This is a genomic window from Vicinamibacteria bacterium (assembly GCA_035570235.1).
Taxonomy (GTDB): domain Bacteria; phylum Acidobacteriota; class Vicinamibacteria; order Fen-336; family Fen-336; genus DATMML01.
On the sequence record DATMML010000047.1, the window covers coordinates 41,627 to 58,739 of the forward strand.

General features: G+C 70.3%; 12 protein-coding genes. 5 read left to right on the plus strand and 7 right to left on the minus strand.

The features are described from left to right. Nucleotides 1-49 precede the first annotated feature (49 nt). Nucleotides 50-3,205: a hypothetical protein gene (locus VN461_09190; GenBank protein ID HXB54942.1), complete on the plus strand. Its 3,156-nt coding sequence runs from the start codon at nucleotides 50-52 to the stop codon at nucleotides 3,203-3,205. Between the two features lie 113 nt (nucleotides 3,206-3,318). After that, complete coding sequence (locus tag VN461_09195) at nucleotides 3,319-4,212, plus strand: methyltransferase domain-containing protein (GenBank protein HXB54943.1); 894 nt, start codon at nucleotides 3,319-3,321, stop codon at nucleotides 4,210-4,212. Nucleotides 4,213-4,274: 62 nt separating this feature from the next. Here VN461_09195 and VN461_09200 read toward each other — a convergent pair whose 3' ends face one another. Genes VN461_09200 through VN461_09210 form a run of 3 tightly spaced genes read right to left on the minus strand, consistent with a single transcriptional unit; the run spans nucleotide 4,275 to nucleotide 8,193 of the window. Beyond that, a complete protein-coding gene (locus VN461_09200) occupies nucleotides 4,275-5,441 on the minus strand; it encodes an SGNH/GDSL hydrolase family protein (GenBank protein HXB54944.1) in 1,167 nt (388 codons plus the stop codon). Then, entirely contained in the window at nucleotides 5,438-7,192 is a 1,755-nt protein-coding gene (locus tag VN461_09205; GenBank protein HXB54945.1) for a glycosyltransferase family 39 protein, read from the minus strand. The genes VN461_09200 and VN461_09205 overlap by 4 nt, the downstream gene beginning before the upstream one ends. Beyond that, complete coding sequence (locus VN461_09210; protein HXB54946.1) at nucleotides 7,189-8,193, minus strand: GDSL-type esterase/lipase family protein; 1,005 nt, start codon at nucleotides 8,191-8,193, stop codon at nucleotides 7,189-7,191. The genes VN461_09205 and VN461_09210 overlap by 4 nt, the downstream gene beginning before the upstream one ends. Nucleotides 8,194-8,263: 70 nt before the next feature. Between VN461_09210 and VN461_09215 the strand changes: the two genes are divergently transcribed. Then, nucleotides 8,264-9,634 (plus strand): hypothetical protein, encoded by a 1,371-nt coding sequence (locus VN461_09215; GenBank protein HXB54947.1) that lies wholly within the window; start codon nucleotides 8,264-8,266, stop codon nucleotides 9,632-9,634. A 69-nt stretch (nucleotides 9,635-9,703) separates the two neighbouring features. Then, nucleotides 9,704-11,536, plus strand: a complete 1,833-nt coding sequence (locus VN461_09220) for an alkaline phosphatase family protein (GenBank protein ID HXB54948.1) — start codon at nucleotides 9,704-9,706, stop codon at nucleotides 11,534-11,536. Here the strand turns inward: VN461_09220 and VN461_09225 are convergent. Then, nucleotides 11,529-11,933, minus strand: coding sequence for an NFACT RNA binding domain-containing protein (locus tag VN461_09225; GenBank protein HXB54949.1), 405 nt, complete (start codon nucleotides 11,931-11,933; stop codon nucleotides 11,529-11,531). The two genes, VN461_09220 and VN461_09225, sit on opposite strands and share 8 nt — an antisense overlap. A 67-nt stretch (nucleotides 11,934-12,000) precedes the next feature. Here VN461_09225 and VN461_09230 point away from each other — a divergent pair, with 67 nt between their 5' ends. Continuing rightward, complete coding sequence (locus VN461_09230; GenBank protein HXB54950.1) at nucleotides 12,001-13,437, plus strand: pyridoxal-dependent decarboxylase; 1,437 nt, start codon at nucleotides 12,001-12,003, stop codon at nucleotides 13,435-13,437. 2 nt (nucleotides 13,438-13,439) lie between these two features. Here VN461_09230 and VN461_09235 read toward each other — a convergent pair whose 3' ends face one another. The 3 genes from VN461_09235 to VN461_09245 are packed head-to-tail and all read right to left on the minus strand — an operon-like array spanning nucleotide 13,440 to nucleotide 16,896. Then, the gene (locus VN461_09235) at nucleotides 13,440-14,981 is read right to left on the minus strand and encodes a M20/M25/M40 family metallo-hydrolase (GenBank protein ID HXB54951.1); all 1,542 of its coding nucleotides are present in this window, start codon (nucleotides 14,979-14,981) and stop codon (nucleotides 13,440-13,442) included. Nucleotides 14,982-14,994: 13 nt separating this feature from the next. Continuing rightward, on the minus strand, nucleotides 14,995-16,065 hold the full coding sequence (locus VN461_09240; GenBank protein ID HXB54952.1) for a histidine kinase: 1,071 nt from the start codon (nucleotides 16,063-16,065) through the stop codon (nucleotides 14,995-14,997). Between the two features lie 6 nt (nucleotides 16,066-16,071). Continuing rightward, nucleotides 16,072-16,896, minus strand: coding sequence for a DUF5668 domain-containing protein (locus VN461_09245; GenBank protein ID HXB54953.1), 825 nt, complete (start codon nucleotides 16,894-16,896; stop codon nucleotides 16,072-16,074). Nucleotides 16,897-17,113: the final 217 nt, after the last annotated feature.

The following is a 17,113-nucleotide window of genomic DNA, read 5'->3' on the forward strand; positions in this document are numbered from 1 at the left end:
CTGGAATAGCGTGCTCCTCCGCGCCCCCTTCTTAGAAGGAGAAAACTCCATGCATCCAGCCGCCCTCCGCCTCCGGATCGCCGTCGCCGCGCTCGTCCTCGTCCTTCCCGCCTGGAGCGGGGCCGCCCCCGTCAAGGCCAAGGAGAAGCCGGCCCCATCCACGGTGTCCGCGGATACGCTGAAGGGCCTGGCCTTCCGCAGCATCGGGCCCGCCATCATGGGCGGACGCATCGACGATTTTGCGGTGGTGGAGTCGCACCCCTCGACGTTCTATGTGGGGACGGCCTCGGGGGGAGTCTTCAAGACCGTGAACAACGGGATCACTTTCGAGCCCGTGTTCGATGACCAGGACGTCTCCACCATCGGAGCCCTGGCCCTGGCTCCCTCCGACCCCTCCATCCTCTACGTGGGGACCGGCGAGGCCAACAACCGCCAGTCCTCCTCCTGGGGGGACGGCGTCCACAAGACCATGGACGGCGGGAAGACCTGGACCCACGCCGGTCTCAAGGACAGCCACCACATCGGGCGCCTGGTCGTGGACCCCAAGAACCCGGATGTGGTCTACGCGGCCGTGCTCGGCCATCTCTGGGGCCCGAGCAAGGAGCGCGGGCTCTTCAAGACCACGGACGGCGGGAAGACCTGGACCAACACCAAGGCCATCGACGAGGACACCGGCTTCGTGGACGTGGCCATGGACCCCGAGAGCCCCCAGACCCTCTACGCCGCCTCCTACCAGCGGCGGCGCACCCCCTTCGGCTACAACGGGGGCGGCCCCGGCAGCGCCCTCTGGAAGACGGTGGACGGTGGCACGACCTGGAGGAAGCTGACCAAGGGCCTCCCCTCGGAGGGGGACATCGGCCGCCTCGGGGTCGCCGTCTACCGCCAGGATCCCCGGATCGTCTACGCCCTCGTGGAGCACGCGAAGGAGGGCGGCTTCTACCGCTCGGAGGACAAAGGCGAGTCGTGGTCCAAGGTCTCTCCCACCAACCCGCGGCCGTCGTACTACAGCCAGGTCCACGTGGACCCCAACAACGACCAGCGGATCTGGGTGCTGGGGGCCCCCATGTTCAACTCGGAGGACGGGGGAAAGACGTTCAAGAGCGACGTCGTCCAGAAGATCCACGGCGACTTCCACGCCCTGTGGATCGACCCCGCGAACTCCGACCACATGCTGGCCGGCAGCGACGGCGGGATCCACGCCTCCTACGACCGCGGCCGCTCCTGGGACTACCTGAACACGGTTGCCCTTGGCCAGTTCTACGAGGTGAGCCTCGACGACCAGAAGCCGTACCACGTCTACGGCGGTCTCCAGGACAACGGGAGCTGGACCGGGCCCAGCCGCACCCTCTACCAGCAAGGGATCGGCAACGAGGATTGGGTCCGGGTGGGGGGCGGGGACGGATTCTACTGCGTGGTGGATCCCGCGGACCACGACACCGTCTACGTGGAGAGCCAGGACGGCAACGTTCAGCGCCTGGACCTCCGAACCTTCGAGCGCCGCGTGATCCGCCCCGAGCCCCCGGAAGGAAAGAAGTACCGCTTCAACTGGAACTCCCCCATCCTCGTCTCCAGCCACGACCACGACTCCATCTACTACGGCGGAAACCACCTCTTCGGGTCGCGGGATCGGGGGGAAACCTGGACCCTCGTCACCCCCGACCTCACCAACGCCGCCGAGCGCGATTCCATGACCATCTTCGGGAAGACGGCCAAGAGCATGCTCTCGCGCAACGACGGCACCGTCTCCTTCGGAACCATCACCACCATCGCCCAGTCCCCGCTGAAGGCGGGCATCCTGTGGGTGGGGACGGACGATGGAAACCTGCAGGTCTCCAAGGACGGGGGGGGGAGCTGGACCAGCGTGAGCGCCAAGGTGCCGGGAGTGCCCAAGGGGACCTACGTGAGCCGCGTGGAGACGAGCCGCACCGGCGAGGGGACGGCCTACGTATCCTTCGACGGCCATCGCGCCAACGACTTCAGCGCCTACCTCTTCCGGACCGACGACTTCGGACAGACCTGGAGATCCCTCTCCGGTGGGATCCCTCCCGGGGGGACGATTCACGTGGTTCGTGAGCATCCCAAGAGCCCGGATCTCCTCTTCGTGGGCACGGAGTACGGCCTCTGGCTGAGTTTCAACCAGGGCGGGAGTTGGGTGAAGGTGAAGGGCGGGGGCCTGCCCACCGTCCCCGTGTACGATATTCAGATCCATCCCCGCGACAACGACCTCGTCCTCGCCACCCATGGACGGGGGATCTTCGTTCTCGACGACCTCACCCCCCTCCAGCAGCTCACCGGGGACGCCCTCGCCTCGGACCTCCACCTCTTCGGCATCCGGCCCGCCACCGAATACCGGGTCTACCAGCACAAGGGGAACACGGGGCACAAGACGCTCCTCGCCTCCAACCCCCCCGAGGGCGCCCTCATCAGCTACTCGCTCAAGACCAAGCCCGGCGAGAAGGACGAGGTGAAGATCACGGTGAGCGACGCCGCCGGCACCGTCCTGCGCGAGCTCAAAGGCCCGAAGGAGGCGGGGCTCAACCGCACGAATTGGGACCTGCGCCACGAGCCGCCGGTCAAACCCGAGCCGGGGGTGAGTGAGTTCTTCGGACCGCCGCGCGGCCCCCTCGTCCCCCCCGCCACCTACACGGTCAAGGTCGGCCTCGGCGCCGCCACCGCCACCCAGACCGTGGCCGTGGAAGAGGACCCCCGGATAAAGGCCGGCGAGGCCGATCGCAAGGCCTGGTACGAGGCCTGCCGGGCCGCGGCCCGGCTCTGGACCCAGGCCGACGCCGCCAACCGGGCCGTCGAAGCCCTGAAGAAGCAGCTCAAGGAGCTGGAGGAGTCCCTCAAGAAGGACGCGCGCGCGACCGAAGCCGTGAAGTCCGCGGCCAAGGCTCTCACCGAAAAGCTGGAGCCGCTGGCCAAGAGGATCAACCGCCAGGAGCCCCTGGGCTTCGCGGGCGCGCCCCTGGCCGAGGACCCGGATCCCCTCCTCGCCCGGGCCCGGGGGCTCTACCTTGCGTTCAGCGCCGCCACCGCGCCCCCCACCGCCCAGCACCGCGAGGGCCTGGCCCGGGTCACGAAGGAGCTGGGGGAGGCCGTGGCCGCCGTCAACGGGCTCCTGGAGGGCGACGTGCCCGCCCTGAATCGGCTCATGCTGGAGAGCGGTATGGGCAAGATCGACGGCGGCCAGAAGATCCCCTGAGCGCTTCCGGGGGGCGGCCGCACTTTTTTCGGCGACTCGAGCGGCACCCTATGCTTCACGACCGCCGCACCCGATAACATCGTGGAAGTCCTGAGCGCGGAGCCCTGCATTCGATGCTCGAGTCGTTGCACTCCGCTGCGCTAGAGGGCAGCGGCGGGGCGACCATGGCCAAGCAAAGCAAGGACAAGGATGGGGACCGGATTCCGACCTCCGCCCCGTCGCCGGTCAAGTGGGAGCGTGCCGACGCCTACGAGCAATTCGTCGGCCGCTGGAGCCGTCAGGTGGCGCCAGAGTTTCTTTCCTGGCTGAGCATCCCGCCTGAGCGACGCTGGCTGGACGTTGGCTGTGGCACCGGAGTGCTCTGCGCCGCCATTCTGGAGAGGTGCTCGCCGTCGACGGTGACGGGGGTCGAACCGTCGGAGCAGTTTTTCGTGAAGGCGGAGGAGCAACTCGCGGGCCGGGCCGCCCTTCACCGTGGCAGCGCGGCCGAGATCCCCCTCGACGATGCCCAAGTCGACGTGACGGTCTCGGGCTTGGTGCTGAACTTCGTGCCCGACGCCCCTGCCGCCCTCGCGGAAATGGCACGGGTGACGGTCAGAGGGGGAACGATCGCGGCCTACGTCTGGGACTACGCGGGAAAAATGGAGCTGATGCGTCTCTTCTGGGATGCCGCGGTCTCAATCGACCCGGACGCCGCGAAGCTGGATCAGGGAGTCCGCTTTCCATTGTGCCGTCCGCAGGCTCTCGCGGAGCTCTTTGCGGGCACGGGTTTGGGCCGAGTCGAGGTAACGGCAATCGACATCGCCACGCCCTTTGCGAGTTTCGAGGACTATTGGCGCCCGTTCCTAGGCGGGCAGGGCCCGGCGCCCGCGTACGCCATGGCCCTGGGCGAGGCCGCACGGGCAGCCCTCCGCGACCGCATTCGGGAGCTCATGCCCCTGGGGGCCGATGGTTCGATCTCACTCGTCGCTCGGGCCTGGGCGGTTCGTGGAGTCGCTCTCAGTTAGGGCCCTGGACGGCGATTCATTCGACGCACAACTGCTGGATGGCTCTGCTCCCGATGTCAGCGTCAACGCTGCCGTGACCTGTGGGGGGGCAGCGTTTCTGGGGACTCCGCCCGCCCCATCTCCCCCACCACCGGGGCCAGGCTCTCCGCGGCCAGGCGGTGGGCGATCTCGTTGGGGTGGCGGTCCACGGGATGGACCCAGAAGGTCTCGCTCCGGCGGCCCAGGAAGACGGACAGCAGATCGTGGTGGGCGATCCCCGCCTGCAGGCAGAAGCGGCGGATCGTCTCGTGGATGGGGCGGAAGGGATACCCTCCCTCCAGGCCCACGAAGAGAGGCCAGGGGGCGACCAGGAACCGCCCACCGCCCTCCTGGACCCGCTGGTTCATCTCCCGTATGTAGCGCTCAGTCTGCTCCCAGCCCCCGCGGTTGGCCGGGCCGTACATGTCCAGATACCAGCGCGTGGTCTCGCGCCCCACCCGCCAGGAGGTGACCCGATCCGTGACCAGGGTAAGAAGCCGCGACCGGAAGAGGCTGGGCTCGACCTCCAGGTCATCAGTCTGCCGACCGCGATCCAGGATCCAATCGTTGACGTATGTCTGGCGGGCGTGGAAGCTCTCCGACTGTTCGGGGTCGTTCAAGACCATCGCGTAGACGAGGACGTCCGGCTTGTAGGGCAGGATCTCCTCGAAGGCCTGATAGATGGCAGGGAAGTCCGTCCCCCGCCGTCCGCAGTTCCGCACCTCCCAACCCCCGGGCTCGGCGGCGTTCAACAGGCGCTCCAGCTGGCGCACGCAGGTATCGGGCTCCTTCACCCCCTGCCCCTCCGTGAAGGAGTCGCCGAGCACCATCACCCGGCGTACCCCGGGGCGCTTGGGGCCCAAAGGGGCGTCGCGGAAGCGCAGCGCGTTGTAGCGCGACTCCACCGCCCAGGGGGCCCGCCGCGCCACGGCGTCGAAGCGGAGAGGGGCCACCGAGAGGTAGCGCTCGCGGCTTTCGGGCTGGCGGAGGTCGATATCGAAATAGCCCCGCGGGTTGGTGGGATAGCAGTCGAGGAGCAGCGTCCAGCGGGCGTTGGCCATGCGGCCCATCATCTGGAAGCGATCGGGAACGAAGCCGAGGACCCTAAGGCCGAGCTCGAGGACGAGGAGGACGGCCACGATCGAGACGAAGGAGAGGAGCAGGCCGAGCAGGGCCTCGCGGGCGCGGAAGGGCGTAGCGGGCGTGCTCACGGCCAGTTGAAATCGGCCCGGTAGATCAGGATGGAGTACCCGACCTCGTCCAGCGGACGCTGGGCTCGGAAGTGCTCCATGAGCGGGCGGTCCTCGGGGTCCAGGTAGACGCCCTGGAGGTTGGTGGCGCTCACGGCCACGATGTCGCCCCGCCGGACCTCGCGCGTCACCCGCACGGGGTGGGGGGCCATGTAGCCGGGGAGGATCTCCGCGTCGATGCCGTAGTAGGCGGGGTCCGCGCTGCCGAAATAGGAGAGCTTGATCTTCGGAATCCCCCGGGCATCCAGGTAGGCCTTCAGGCCCTTCAGGTCCTGACCCCAGTCCAGGTTCGAGTCCACGAGCCAGCGATAGCCGTTGCGCGGCCCCCCCGCGATCTCGTTGAAGTAGGCGAGGTAGTGCGGGTGGACGCGCAGGGTGCCGAGGGCGTACCAGGCGCAGAGCGCGCCCAGGATCACCGCCCCCGCCGCGGGCGCGCGGGAGCGGCCGAGCACGCCCACCGCCCGCCCCGCGGCCACGAAGAGGAAGGGATAGATCGGGAGGAGGTGCCGGTGCCCGATGTCGATGCTGCGGGTGAAGGTGAGGCCCAGGTAGAGAAGCACAGGCAGGAAGAGGAAGGCCTCGCTCAGGAGGGGACCGCGCCGGCTGAAGAGGAGGGCGGCCAGGAGGAGCAGGCCCAAGGGGATGGGCGTCTTCAGGGCGAGGGTGGCCAGGAAGTAATAGGGAAAACCCTCCTCCGAGAGCCGGCCGGCCAGAAACGCGGGCCGGGCCTCGGAGTGCCGGAAGACGAACCGAAGACCGCGGAGGTAGTCCTCGGGGAGGAGGCCCCAATGCTCGGCCGCACCCGCGAGGCCCCTCACCAGGGAGGACCGCGGCTCGGCGAGGGTGGATCGCATCGCCTCCCTCACCGAGGGATCGGGGGAGATCGCGAAGCGGAAGCCGTAGGTGGCCCAGAGCACGATCCCGGCCAGGAGGCCCACGCCCGCGAGCAGGAGCGCCACGTGGCCGAGCCGCGCCCAACGGCCGGTCGGGCTCCAGCCGAGGTCGGAAGGCATCGGCTCCCGAGAGAGGGCGGCTACGAGCCCGAGCACGGCCAGGATGGGCAGAACCACGAGTCCCGAGAACTTGGTGGCCAGGGCGGCCCCGACCGCGCATCCGGCCAGAAGGATCCGGACGTTCGTGGCCCGCTCGAGAAGGCGCTCGAAGGCCATGACGGACAGGAAGAGGAAGAGGGCCACCCCGAGGTCGGTGGTCACGATCTGGCCATGGGCGAGGACGTCGGGGGAGAGCAGGCAGAGGAAAAACGCGAGGGCCGCCGCGGGCCCGCCGTAGCGTCGCCGCGCCCAGGAGAATACGGCCAGACAGAGCAGGCACCCCAGGGCCACCACGGGGAGGCGGCCCCAGAAAAGCAGCTGGTCGCCATCGTTCCAGCGGTAGAGGAAGCGCTTGCCGAACTCCCACTGCCGGGCCGTGGCCCACGCCTCGTCGTCCGTCTTGAGCTTCGGCTGGAGGAAGAGCAGCGGCGTGGCGGCCAGGAGCTTGATGAGGGGCGGCTGCTCGGGGTTCAGCCGGTGGTCCCCGAGCGTCAGGTAGGTAAAGCCCGCGGGCAGGTGAGCCCCTTCGTCGAAGGTGGCCGACTTCTGGCGCGCGCTCCCGATGGCCAGGCCCGCGTAGAGCACGAGCCCGGCCGCCACCGCGAGCGCCGACCAGGGATGGAACCGGCGCTCGCGGGGGACGAACACGGCTCCGCTCATCGAGCCTTGGCCGGGGCGGGGTCCCCCGGCACCACTTCGTCGATGGCCTTGAGGAGGGCGCTGGCGGCGATGCGGTGGGCGATCTCGTTCGGGTGTTCGTCCTCCGTCCCGTTCACGACCAGGATGTCCCAGCGCAGGCCGCGGTAGCGTGGCAGCAGGTCGACCACCTTGGCCCCCGCCTCCGCGGCCGCGCGCGCGACTTGGGCGTGGATCTCCGGGAACGGGTAGCTCTCGTCCAGAGGGTTGCCGAAGAGAGGGAAGATGAGAACCACGAAGGGAATGCCCCGCTCGCGGCAGAGGCCGCCCATCGTCCGGAGTGCTCGCTGGCCGGCGATCCAGCCCGGGTAATCGGCGGCATACATCGACTTGTACCCGGCGATGCGCCGCCTGTTCTCGAGGGTGGCCCAGACTCTCGTGCTGACCAGGCGATAAAGCGCGGAGCGGTCGAAGAGGCGGAGCGAACCGGTCTTCTGCTCCCTCTTGTCCACGAGCCAGTCCTCGACCCGCCGCGCCTCCGCCGCATTCTCGTCCTCGCTGTCGTTGAGCACGTAGCCCAGGGCCACCGCGTCGGGTTCGTAGGCCAGGCCCTCGGACGCCAGCTGGGCCCCCTCCCCTACGGAGTTCATCCCCGGCTGGGCCAGACTCACCACCTGCCAGGGGGTGCGTCGGCGGCGGCTGAGGGTGCGCTCCACGCGCTGGCCGTAGGTGTCGTCGAACTCCACCCCCACCCCCCAGGCGAAGGAGTCGCCCAGGGAGACGACCCGCCGCACTCCGGGTGGCTTGGCCAGGGTCCGTTCGAAGTCGCGATAGCCTCGGGAGTTGATGGGACGACGCTCGCGCCGGTCGGTGTCCACGCGCGGGTAGGGGGAGGGTCGGGGATCGGCGGCCCCCGTGAGGCGGACGACAACCTCCGCCAGCACCAGAAAGAAGACAACGCTGAAGAGGAGGAGGAGCACTTCGCCGCGCCGGGAGGGCGCGAGCGGGGAGGCGGGCGCGGACACGCCCTCATCATAAGCGAGGGGCCTCAAAGCCGCGGCGCCGGCCGCCACGTGATATGCTCCCCGCGTCGCCATGCGACGGCCCCCCCCTCCGGCGTGCCGCGGCTCGCTGCGGGGCCCCGCCCAGAGCTTCCGCCGTCGAGCCGCCTTGATCGCGGTGGCGCTCTGGATGGGGCAGGCCGCTTCCACGCTCGCGCAGAACACCCTCGGCCAAGACGAGAACGACCTCACGGGACGCGCGAACCCGATCCAGGGCGCGGGGGCGCGTGCCCTCGGCATGGGGGGGGCGTTCCTGGCCCGCGCGGACGACGCCACCGCCGCCTCCTGGAACCCCGCCGGCCTCAGCTACCTGCGCCGTCCGGAGGTGACGGTGGTCGGGAACCACGCCGCGATCGACGGCCACAAGACGGTGACCGCGCTGGAGGACAATCAGTTCCGAAGCGACACCCTGGACTTCGCCGCCCTCACCTATCCCTTGCATTTGGGGAGCGTTTCCGGCGCGGCCCAGGTGAGCTACCAGCGGGTGATCCCCTTCAGCGGCACGCGCATAATCACTCGGCTGCCCCAAACCATCTCGATCGACGCCCACGGGGGCTTCGACGTGATTGCCCTCGGCACCGGACTCCAGATCACGCGCCATCTGCGGGTGGGGGGCACGCTCAACCGCTGGACCAGCGGCTACCACCAGAACCTCACCCGCAACCCGGCGGCCGAAGGCGAAAAGATCCGTCAACTGGAGCTCAACCTGGATTTTGGGGGCTGGAACACGAACCTGGGTGCCATCTGGTCGCCGGTGGAGGACGTGAACCTGGCCGCGGTCTTCAAGACGTCCTTCACGGGAGACATCCGTCTGGCCCGGATGCGGACCGACACCTTCTCCAACCCACCCGCCGTTACTACCAACGCCTATGCGAGCGGCGACGTGAGGCTGGACTTCCCCGCCGCTGTGGGCTTTGGCGCTTCCTGGCGGCCCCGCAGCCCCCTCACCATCTCCGCGGACTACACGCGCTCCTACTGGTCGGGGGCCTATATCCACAACTACTTCACCCTGCCGCCCACCCCGGCCCCCGTTGGGGGGGCGTCCTCCCCTTCTCCCCCTCCCACGACGTTCGCCCGCCTGCCCTGGCCCCAGCTCGCGGTCGCCCAGAGCGACACCGAGCAGATCCGCGGGGGCGTCGAGTACGTGGTGCTGGCGGGGAAGTTCAAGGTTCCGCTCCGCGTCGGCTACTTCAGCGACCAGCAGCTCGCGCAGGCCGCCGACGGAAGCGCTCCCCGCTTCAACTCCTGGACGGCGGGGACCGGGCTCATCATTGGTCCCATACTCTTCGACGTCGCCTACCTCTATCAGTCGGGGGCCTTCTTCGACCTCAACGGCGTGCGGAACTCGATCACGACCAAGCGGTTCGTGGCCTCCATGATCTACCGCTACGGCGGGCTTCCCTGAACCTGCGCCGCTCGGCGCACACGGGCGGAGACGCCGGCCAAAACCCCCCGATACCGTAGAATCGACGGCATGGCGTCCGAGAAGCCGCCGCTCGCCTCCGTGGGGGCGGTGCGCGAGGAGCTGAAACGCCTGGGCTATCTCGAGAGCGGCCTGGATCGCTTCGTCCTGGCCGGGGCCGGAGGCCCCTCCCCCCTCTCCGCCTCGCTGTCGGTCGCCCGGCGGGTGGGCATAGCCGGCGGCATCCTTTTCGGCCTCGCCTCCGCCCTGGCCGCAGTCGGACTGGATCGCCGCCTGCTCGCGGAGCCGCAGGACCTGGCCGTGCTCACCCTCTACTTGGTCGTGGCCTTCGGGACCACGAGCGCGCTGGCCGCCTTGCTCGGAGGGCTCACCGCGGCCCGGGCGGGCCGGCGCCCGGGGCCCGGCCTCGCCCGCAACGTCGGCCTCGGCCTCGGTCTCTTGGGGTTGCTCTACCTCGGGCTCTGGTGGCGTTCGCATCTGCTCGGGGCCCCTCTCCTCGCCCAGGCCACGGCCCTCCTCCTGGGACTCGGCTTGAGCCTGGTCCTGGGTCGCTTCGGCTCCCTGGCCGCGGTGGCCGTCCTCTCCGCGGGCGGGGTCGCCGACCGCCTGCCCCCGGCCAGCTTGTCCCGTCGGCACATGGTCCCCCTCCTCGTCGGGGCCGCCGTCTTCTATGCGGGGGGCGTGGCCGCCGCCGCCTACTTCGGCCGCGCGAACGCCCCCTCCGGCCCCGACTACACGGTGGTGCCCACGGGGCTCAGGGTGCGGGTGCTGGGCATCGACGGCCTGGAGCGGCGCATGACGGAGCAGCTCCTGGGGCGCGGAGAGATGCCGCATCTGCGGGCCCTGCTCGCCACGGCCGCCCAGGGCCGGCTCCGGGCCGAGCCCGAGCGGGTTCCCGCCCTCGTGTGGACCACCATCGCCACCGGCCGGGGCGCGGCGGCCCACGGCATCCAGTCCGCGGACGCGCGCCGCATCCCCGGGCTGCGCACGCCGGTCAGCTTGGACACGACCAGCAACCCCTTCGTCTCCGCCCTGGGCCGGGCCACCGATCTCCTGCGGCTCACGCGGGCCGAGCCCCCCACCTCCGTGCTGCGCGGGATCAAGACCTTCTGGAACGTGGCGTCGGAGAAGGGCCTGCGCGTGGGCATCGTGAACTGGTGGGCCACCTGGCCCGCGGAGAGCGTCAACGGCTACCTCGTCTCCGATCGTGCGTTCTTCAAGCTGGAGAAGGGTGGTCCGCCCGACCGCGAGGTGTACCCGCCCGCGGCCTTCGATCGCGTGCGCGCGCTCTTGCCCGACGAGGCGGACCGGCCGCGCCGCCTCGACCGCTTCTCCCTGGCCGCGGCCGGTGCGCTCCGGGGCGCCGACCCTCCCGATCTGGACGCCCTCTACCTGCCCGGCCTCGACATCTTCACCATGCAGCAGATCGGAGACGCCCCCGGGGCGGACCTGGCCGACCTGGACACGCGCCTGGCCGCGATCCGTGACTACTATCGGTTCCTCGACGGGAGGATCGGGGAAGGGGCCGGGGACCTTGGGGGACGGGACGTCTTCGTGCTCGTGGCCGACCCCGGGCGACTGGCCCGCGCCCACGGCCCCGCCGAGGGGATGCTCGCGATCGTGGGGGGCCCGGTCCAGACCACCGACCTCGGCCTCGTTTCCGAGCGCGACCTGGCCCCGACCGTGCTCCACCTCCTCGGCCTGCCCGTGAGCCGCGAGCTGGACGGCCGCGTGCTGGAGGAGGTGCTCGCTCCCGCCTTCCGGGCTCAGCATCCCCTGCGCTTCGTGGCCGCCTACGGCCGGCGGGCGGCACCGCACGCCGCGCAGAGCGACTTCGACGGGCAGATGCTCGAGGAGCTCCGGAGCCTGGGCTACATCAAGTAGCGTCTCCGCCCTCGTCCCCCTCCCCCAGGGGGCGCGGGTACACGCGCACCGACGTCCACCGCTTGAGCCGCACCTCGCCGGGAGCGAAGCCTTTGGGCTTGCTCACGTCCGCCACCTGGCAGAGGTGGACCGACACCTTACCGCGGGCGCCCTTGGCCTTGGAGTGCCAGGCCGCGAGCTCCGCCGCCCGTTCCTTGACCGCGCGGGGGAGCTCCGGCAGTTTCTCGGGATTGCGGACCACGACGTGACTGCCTGCCGGACCCGCCACGTGGAGCCAGAAGTCGTGGGGCTCGGCCTCCCCGAAGGTGAGGGCGTCGTTCTCCCGGTCGCCCTTGCCCACGAGCACGGTGAAGCCGTCCACCTCCAGCGTCCGGAAACCCCGACCCTTGCTCGCCATGGCCTCCCTCGCCGCCTCCGGCCGACATGCTACAGTGCCGGCCTGTTTGCTAGAAGGTGAAAGTGCCATGAGCGAGTTCGATCTCACTCCCCAGGAGGTGCGGCGCCTCGGCTACCTCGCCGCGGATGCGGTGGCGGGGCACCGAGAGGAGCTCATCCCCCGGCCCGTCTTCGGCAAGGTGGGGACGAAGGCCGCGCTCTTCGAAGAGCCCCTGCCCGAAGAGGGGATGGGGGTCGAGCCCCTGCTGGCCTTCGTGCGCGAACACATCCTCGGCTACCCCTTCGGCAACTCGCACCCGCGCTTCTTCGGCTTCATCAACTCCACCGCCGACCCCCTGGGCACCATCGCCGACTACCTGGCCTCGGCCATGAACTCGAACTGCTGGGGAGGCGATCACGCCGCCATCCACGTCGAGGACCGGGCCCTTCGCTGGCTGGCCGAGATAGTGGGCCTGCCTAAAACCGCGGAGGGCATCCTGACCTCCGGGGGGTCCATGGCCAACTTCACGGCCCTGGCCGCGGCAAGGCGCGCGGTGGCCCCCACCATTCGCGAGGAGGGACCCCGCCTGGGCCCCCCCCTCGTGGTCTACGCCTCCGAGGAGGTCCACAACTGCGTGGATAAGGCGGTGGATCTCCTGGGCCTCGGCACCCGCCAGCTCCGCAAGATCCCGACCGACGAGCGCTTCCGCATCCGGGTCGACATGCTGAAGGAGGCGGTGGCCCAGGACCGCAGGGCCGGCCTCGCCCCCGCGATCGTAGTCGGCAACGCCGGCACCGTGAACACGGGGGCCATCGATCCCCTGGAGGAGCTGGCCGACTTCTGCGGAAAAGAGTCGCTCTGGTTCCACGTGGACGGGGCCTACGGGGCCATGGCCCGGATCTCTCCCGCCCTCCGCCCGCTCTTCGCCGGCCTGGAGCGGGCGGACTCCGTGGCCGCCGATCCTCACAAGTGGCTCTACGTTCCCTACGAGGCGGGGGCGGCGCTGGTGCGGGAGGGGGGGCGGCTCAAAGACGCCTTCTCCAAGCCCGCGGCGTACCTCGTCCACGACCCCGAGAGCCCCCTGCAGGGGCCCGTCCTCTTCAACGAGCGGGGGCCCGAGCTCAGCCGCGGCTTCAAGGCCCTAAAGGTGTGGATGGGCCTGAAGCGCCACGGCCGGCGCGGGTACGCGGCCGCGGTCGAGCGCGACGTGAGGCTCACCCGCTTCCTGGCCGAGGAGGTGGACGGCCAGGAGGACTTCGAGCGGCTTTCCGAGCCCGTGCTCTCCATCGCCAACTTCCGGTACCGGCCGCAGGGCCGGGGGCTCTCCGAGGAGCAGCTCAACCGCCTGAACCGGCGGATCGCGAACCGTCTGGTGGCGAGCGGCTCCTTCCTCCTCGCCCCCACCCTGCTCAAGGGCCGGACCTCGCTCCGCGTCTGCATCGTGAATTTCCGCACCACCGAGGATGACCTGCGCGCGCTCCTAAGAGAGGCGGCGAGGGCGGGGAAGGAGCTCCTGGCGGAGTAGGCTCATTCCCTCCAGAGCTCGCCCAGCCGGGCCAGGAGGGTCGCATAGACCTCGATGCCGTCCCACAGGTTCTGCAGGCGCAGATTCTCGTTGGCGGCGTGCTGGTTGTCGTCGTGGTTGGCGATGGGGACCCCGATCACGGGCGCGCCCAGCACCTCCGGGAACAGGTACATGGGGATGCTGCCCCCCAGGGTGGGCAGCTTGACGATGGGCCCGCCCGCGCCTTCCTCGACCGCACCCACCACCGCCCGCGAGAAGGGTTGGTCGAGAGAGGTCCGGTAGGAGGGGTAGCCCGATCCCCACTGCACGCGGACGAGCCGGGCCTGGGTCCGCCGGGTCTCGAGGTTGGGCGCGTCGGAAACGACGGCGAAGCCCGCCGCGCGCAGGTGGGCCTCGAAGAGCTCGCGCACACGGGCCGGTGTCTGGTCGGGCACGAGGCGGAAATCAAGGGAGGCCGTGGCCTCGGAGGGGATGGCGTTGGCGGTGCGCGCGCCCACGTGGCCGGACTGGATCCCCCGCACGTTCAAGGCGGGGAGCATCACGCGCTCGGCGAGTGGCGCCCCCTGGCCCTCGGTCTCGGCCAGGGCCAGCTCGTGGCGCAGTGCGGCATCCACGTCCGGGAGCTCGGCCAGGGCCCGGGTCTCGGCCTCGGTGCGCGGACGGACATCGTCGTAGAAGCCGGCGATCCGGATGCGTCCGCCGGGGTCCTTGAGCCCGGCCAAGAGGTGGGCCAGGGAGAGGGCCGGGTTCACCGCCCAGTTGCCGTAGTGGCCGCTGTGCAGCGGCCGGAGGGGCCCGTAGACGGTCAGCTCGACGTCGGTGACGCCCCGGGCCCCGAAGAAGACCTGCATCCGCCGGGTCTGGTGGACGGGCCCGTCGCAAAGGATCCAGCCGTCGGCGGCGAGGAGTTCCCGGTTCCGCTCCAGCACCGCCCGGAGGTGGGGCGAGCCCGCCTCCTCCTCCCCCTCGAAGAGGAACTTGACGTTGACGGAGGAGGGTATCCCGGCGGCGGCGAGGGCATCGAGAGCCGCCCAGAAGCCGACGATGGGCGCCTTGTCGTCTCCGCTCCCGCGCCCGTAGAGGCGCCACTCGCCCCCCGGGGGCCCCGGGAGCGCGGAGAGGTCCACCTCGCGGCCCCCCTCCTCGAGGGGACGATCCCGCAGCACGGGCCTAAACGGCTCTCCCGCCCATTCGCGGGGATCCACGGGCTGGCCGTCGTAGTGGGCGTACACGCCGAGCGTGCGGCGCGCTCCCTCCCGCCGAAGCTCGCCATAGACAACGGGCGGCCCGCCTTCTCCGTTCAAGAGCCGGGCCTTGACCCCGCGCGCGGCGAGGCGCTCCACGATGAGGTCGGCGTTTTTCTGGATGTTGGGACCGTCGGAGGCCACGTTAGGGATCGAGAGCAGGGCCGCGAACTCGCGCAGGATCGCGGGCCCTTCCTTCCTGACGTGCGCCCGCACCGCCCTGCGGAGGGCCCCCGGCTCGTTCGCCTTCGCCCCCGGGAGGGCGGCGCCCATCAAGACGAGCAGGAGCCCCACCGGCATGGTCTTCATCCTTTCAGGGAGCCGCGGTGAGGCGGGCGGGAAGGCTCACCTCCACCCGGAAGATCTTCCCGTCATCGCGCACGTCCAGCCCCCCTTCGTTCCCGTAGAGGGCGGCCAAGCGTCGCCGGACGTTGTCGAGACCGAGCCCCGTCCCCTTGCGCCGCGGCGCCTCCGGGTCCCGCGGGTTCTCGACGGCGAGCTCCAGCCGGCCGCCGCGGCGGCGGGCTTCGATGGTCACCGTCCCCCCGTCGATGAGCTGGGCCAAGCCATGGGTGACCGCGTTCTCCACCAGCGGCTGCAGGAGGAGGGGGGGCACCAGGCACGGCAAGGCGTCCTCGTCCACCTGCCGCACGCAGGCCAGGCGGGGACCGAAGCGCACCCGCTCGATGGCGAGCAGGCCCTCGGCCAGCCCCACCTCCTCGGAGAGCGGGATGCGATCCTTCGCCCCCAGGGTGAGGCTCGTCCTCAGGAAGTCCGCGAGAAGCACGCACATCCGCCGGGCCCCCTCGGGGTTGGTGCCGGTCAAGGCGCTGATGGAGTTGAGGCTGTTGAAGAGGAAATGGGGGTGGATCTGCGCGCGCAGGGCCCGAAGCTCGGCGTCCCGCGAGAGGATCTGGAACTCCAGGGCCTGGGCCTCCGCGCGCCTAGACTCCTCGAAGGCCGCGAGCAGGTAGTGGAGCGCGGCCACGAGCAGGTAGAGGACGATGCCCATCCCGAGGAGCAATGGTCCGGCGGCGGCGGCGCGGGCCGTGAGTTTCTCGGAGAACAGTCCGGTCCAGTCGAGCAGCCCCCCCCAGGCCCGCGCGGCCAGGAGCAGCAGGCACGCGGAGAGCAAGGCCGCCGCGGCCTGGGCGCCGGCCAGGCGGGCGAGGAGGGTTTTCCCCAGGGGCGCCGACTGGCAGACCCAGAAGGCCCCCAGGCAGGCGAAGCCGTAGAAGAACGATAGGGGCAGCGCGAGGGCGAGGGCTTCCGTCCAGGAGAAGTTTCCGGTCAGGGCCAGAAGCCCCGCCAGCAGCACCGCCAGAAGCTCCCAGACGGTGATGTAGGCGAGCAGCCGCTGCCTCTCCGCCAGAAGCGGGTGCATGGCCGACTAGTTCTTGACCTCGACGCCCCCCATGATCGCGAGACCGGTCAGGACCAAGCGCTTCTTGGCCTCGAGCGGACGGCGGGTCTTGTCCTCGAAGCCGCCGAGGAGGGCGAGACCGCGGTTGTCCACGGCCCAGTCGTCGGGGACCCGGATCTCGACGCCGCCCATGAAGACGAAGAGGTCGAACATGACCGCTCCCTCCTTCATCGAAGCCTCGCGCAGATCGATCTCGCAGCCCCCCATGAGGGCGAAGGCGTCGCCCCCCTGGAAGTCCTGGGCATTGCTGCCCCGCTTGACCCCGCCCATGATCACGAAGGCGCTGAGGCGCGAGGGGAAGTCGTCCCCCGGGATCGCGGAGTGAAGCTCACCGACGGAGGAACGAAGGCTGTCCTGGATCGAGGAGTGGACGCTCTGCTCGATGGAGGAGCGGATCTTGTCCTTGAGGGCATCCGCGGCCGCCGCTCGCTCGACCCGCGGCGGAGCCAGCGCCCTCCAGGCCATGCTGGCCCCCACCGCCAGGAGGAGCAGCGGGAAGATCAGCCGGTGGCTGAGAAGCCCGAAGGTCGCCAGGAGCAAAAAGACCCCCAAAACCATCAGGCCCACCCCCGCCGGCCGCCCGCACTCCTGCCGCGACTGGACCATCCGGGCCAGACCGACCGCGACCAGGACCAGCGGCCAGAAGCGCCAGAACTGCCCCGCGTTCACGAGGCCCAGGTTATCGAGGGTCAGCAGGAGCCCGACCGCCATGACCGAGAAGCCGATGACCAGGCGGGGAGAGATGCGGGTACCCTCTCCGAACCCGGCTCCTCCCTCCCGGTCGCGTCCCATCCCTTTTCTCCCTCCTACCCCATAACTTACGCCGCGGGGGCCGCGCGGGGAACTGCTTATCGGCCAACCCACGGCCGCGACCGGCGAGCAGCCGGGATTTCTCGTCTAGAATCTTGTGGGGGATGTCCTCGAGGCCATGAAGGGCGGCGCCGGAGTGCTTCACGCGCGGGCCGAGAAGGGGTACGGGGGGAGGGGCGTCCGGCAGCGAGGCCGCCCC

Excerpts from the sequence above, each read along its gene's own strand:
- VN461_09220 (HXB54948.1), top strand. The coding sequence starts at position 9,704 with ATGGCGTCCGAGAAGCCGCCGCTCGCCTCCGTGGGGGCGGTGCGCGAG.
- VN461_09230 (HXB54950.1), top strand. The coding sequence starts at position 12,001 with ATGAGCGAGTTCGATCTCACTCCCCAGGAGGTGCGGCGCCTCGGCTAC.
- VN461_09245 (HXB54953.1), bottom strand. The coding sequence starts at position 16,896 with ATGGGACGCGACCGGGAGGGAGGAGCCGGGTTCGGAGAGGGTACCCGC.
- VN461_09205 (HXB54945.1), bottom strand. The coding sequence starts at position 7,192 with ATGAGCGGAGCCGTGTTCGTCCCCCGCGAGCGCCGGTTCCATCCCTGG.
- VN461_09240 (HXB54952.1), bottom strand. The coding sequence starts at position 16,065 with ATGCACCCGCTTCTGGCGGAGAGGCAGCGGCTGCTCGCCTACATCACC.
- VN461_09235 (HXB54951.1), bottom strand. The coding sequence starts at position 14,981 with ATGCCGGTGGGGCTCCTGCTCGTCTTGATGGGCGCCGCCCTCCCGGGG.
- VN461_09195 (HXB54943.1), top strand. The coding sequence starts at position 3,319 with ATGCTCGAGTCGTTGCACTCCGCTGCGCTAGAGGGCAGCGGCGGGGCG.
- VN461_09225 (HXB54949.1), bottom strand. The coding sequence starts at position 11,933 with ATGGCGAGCAAGGGTCGGGGTTTCCGGACGCTGGAGGTGGACGGCTTC.
- VN461_09215 (HXB54947.1), top strand. The coding sequence starts at position 8,264 with ATGCGACGGCCCCCCCCTCCGGCGTGCCGCGGCTCGCTGCGGGGCCCC.
- VN461_09190 (HXB54942.1), top strand. The coding sequence starts at position 50 with ATGCATCCAGCCGCCCTCCGCCTCCGGATCGCCGTCGCCGCGCTCGTC.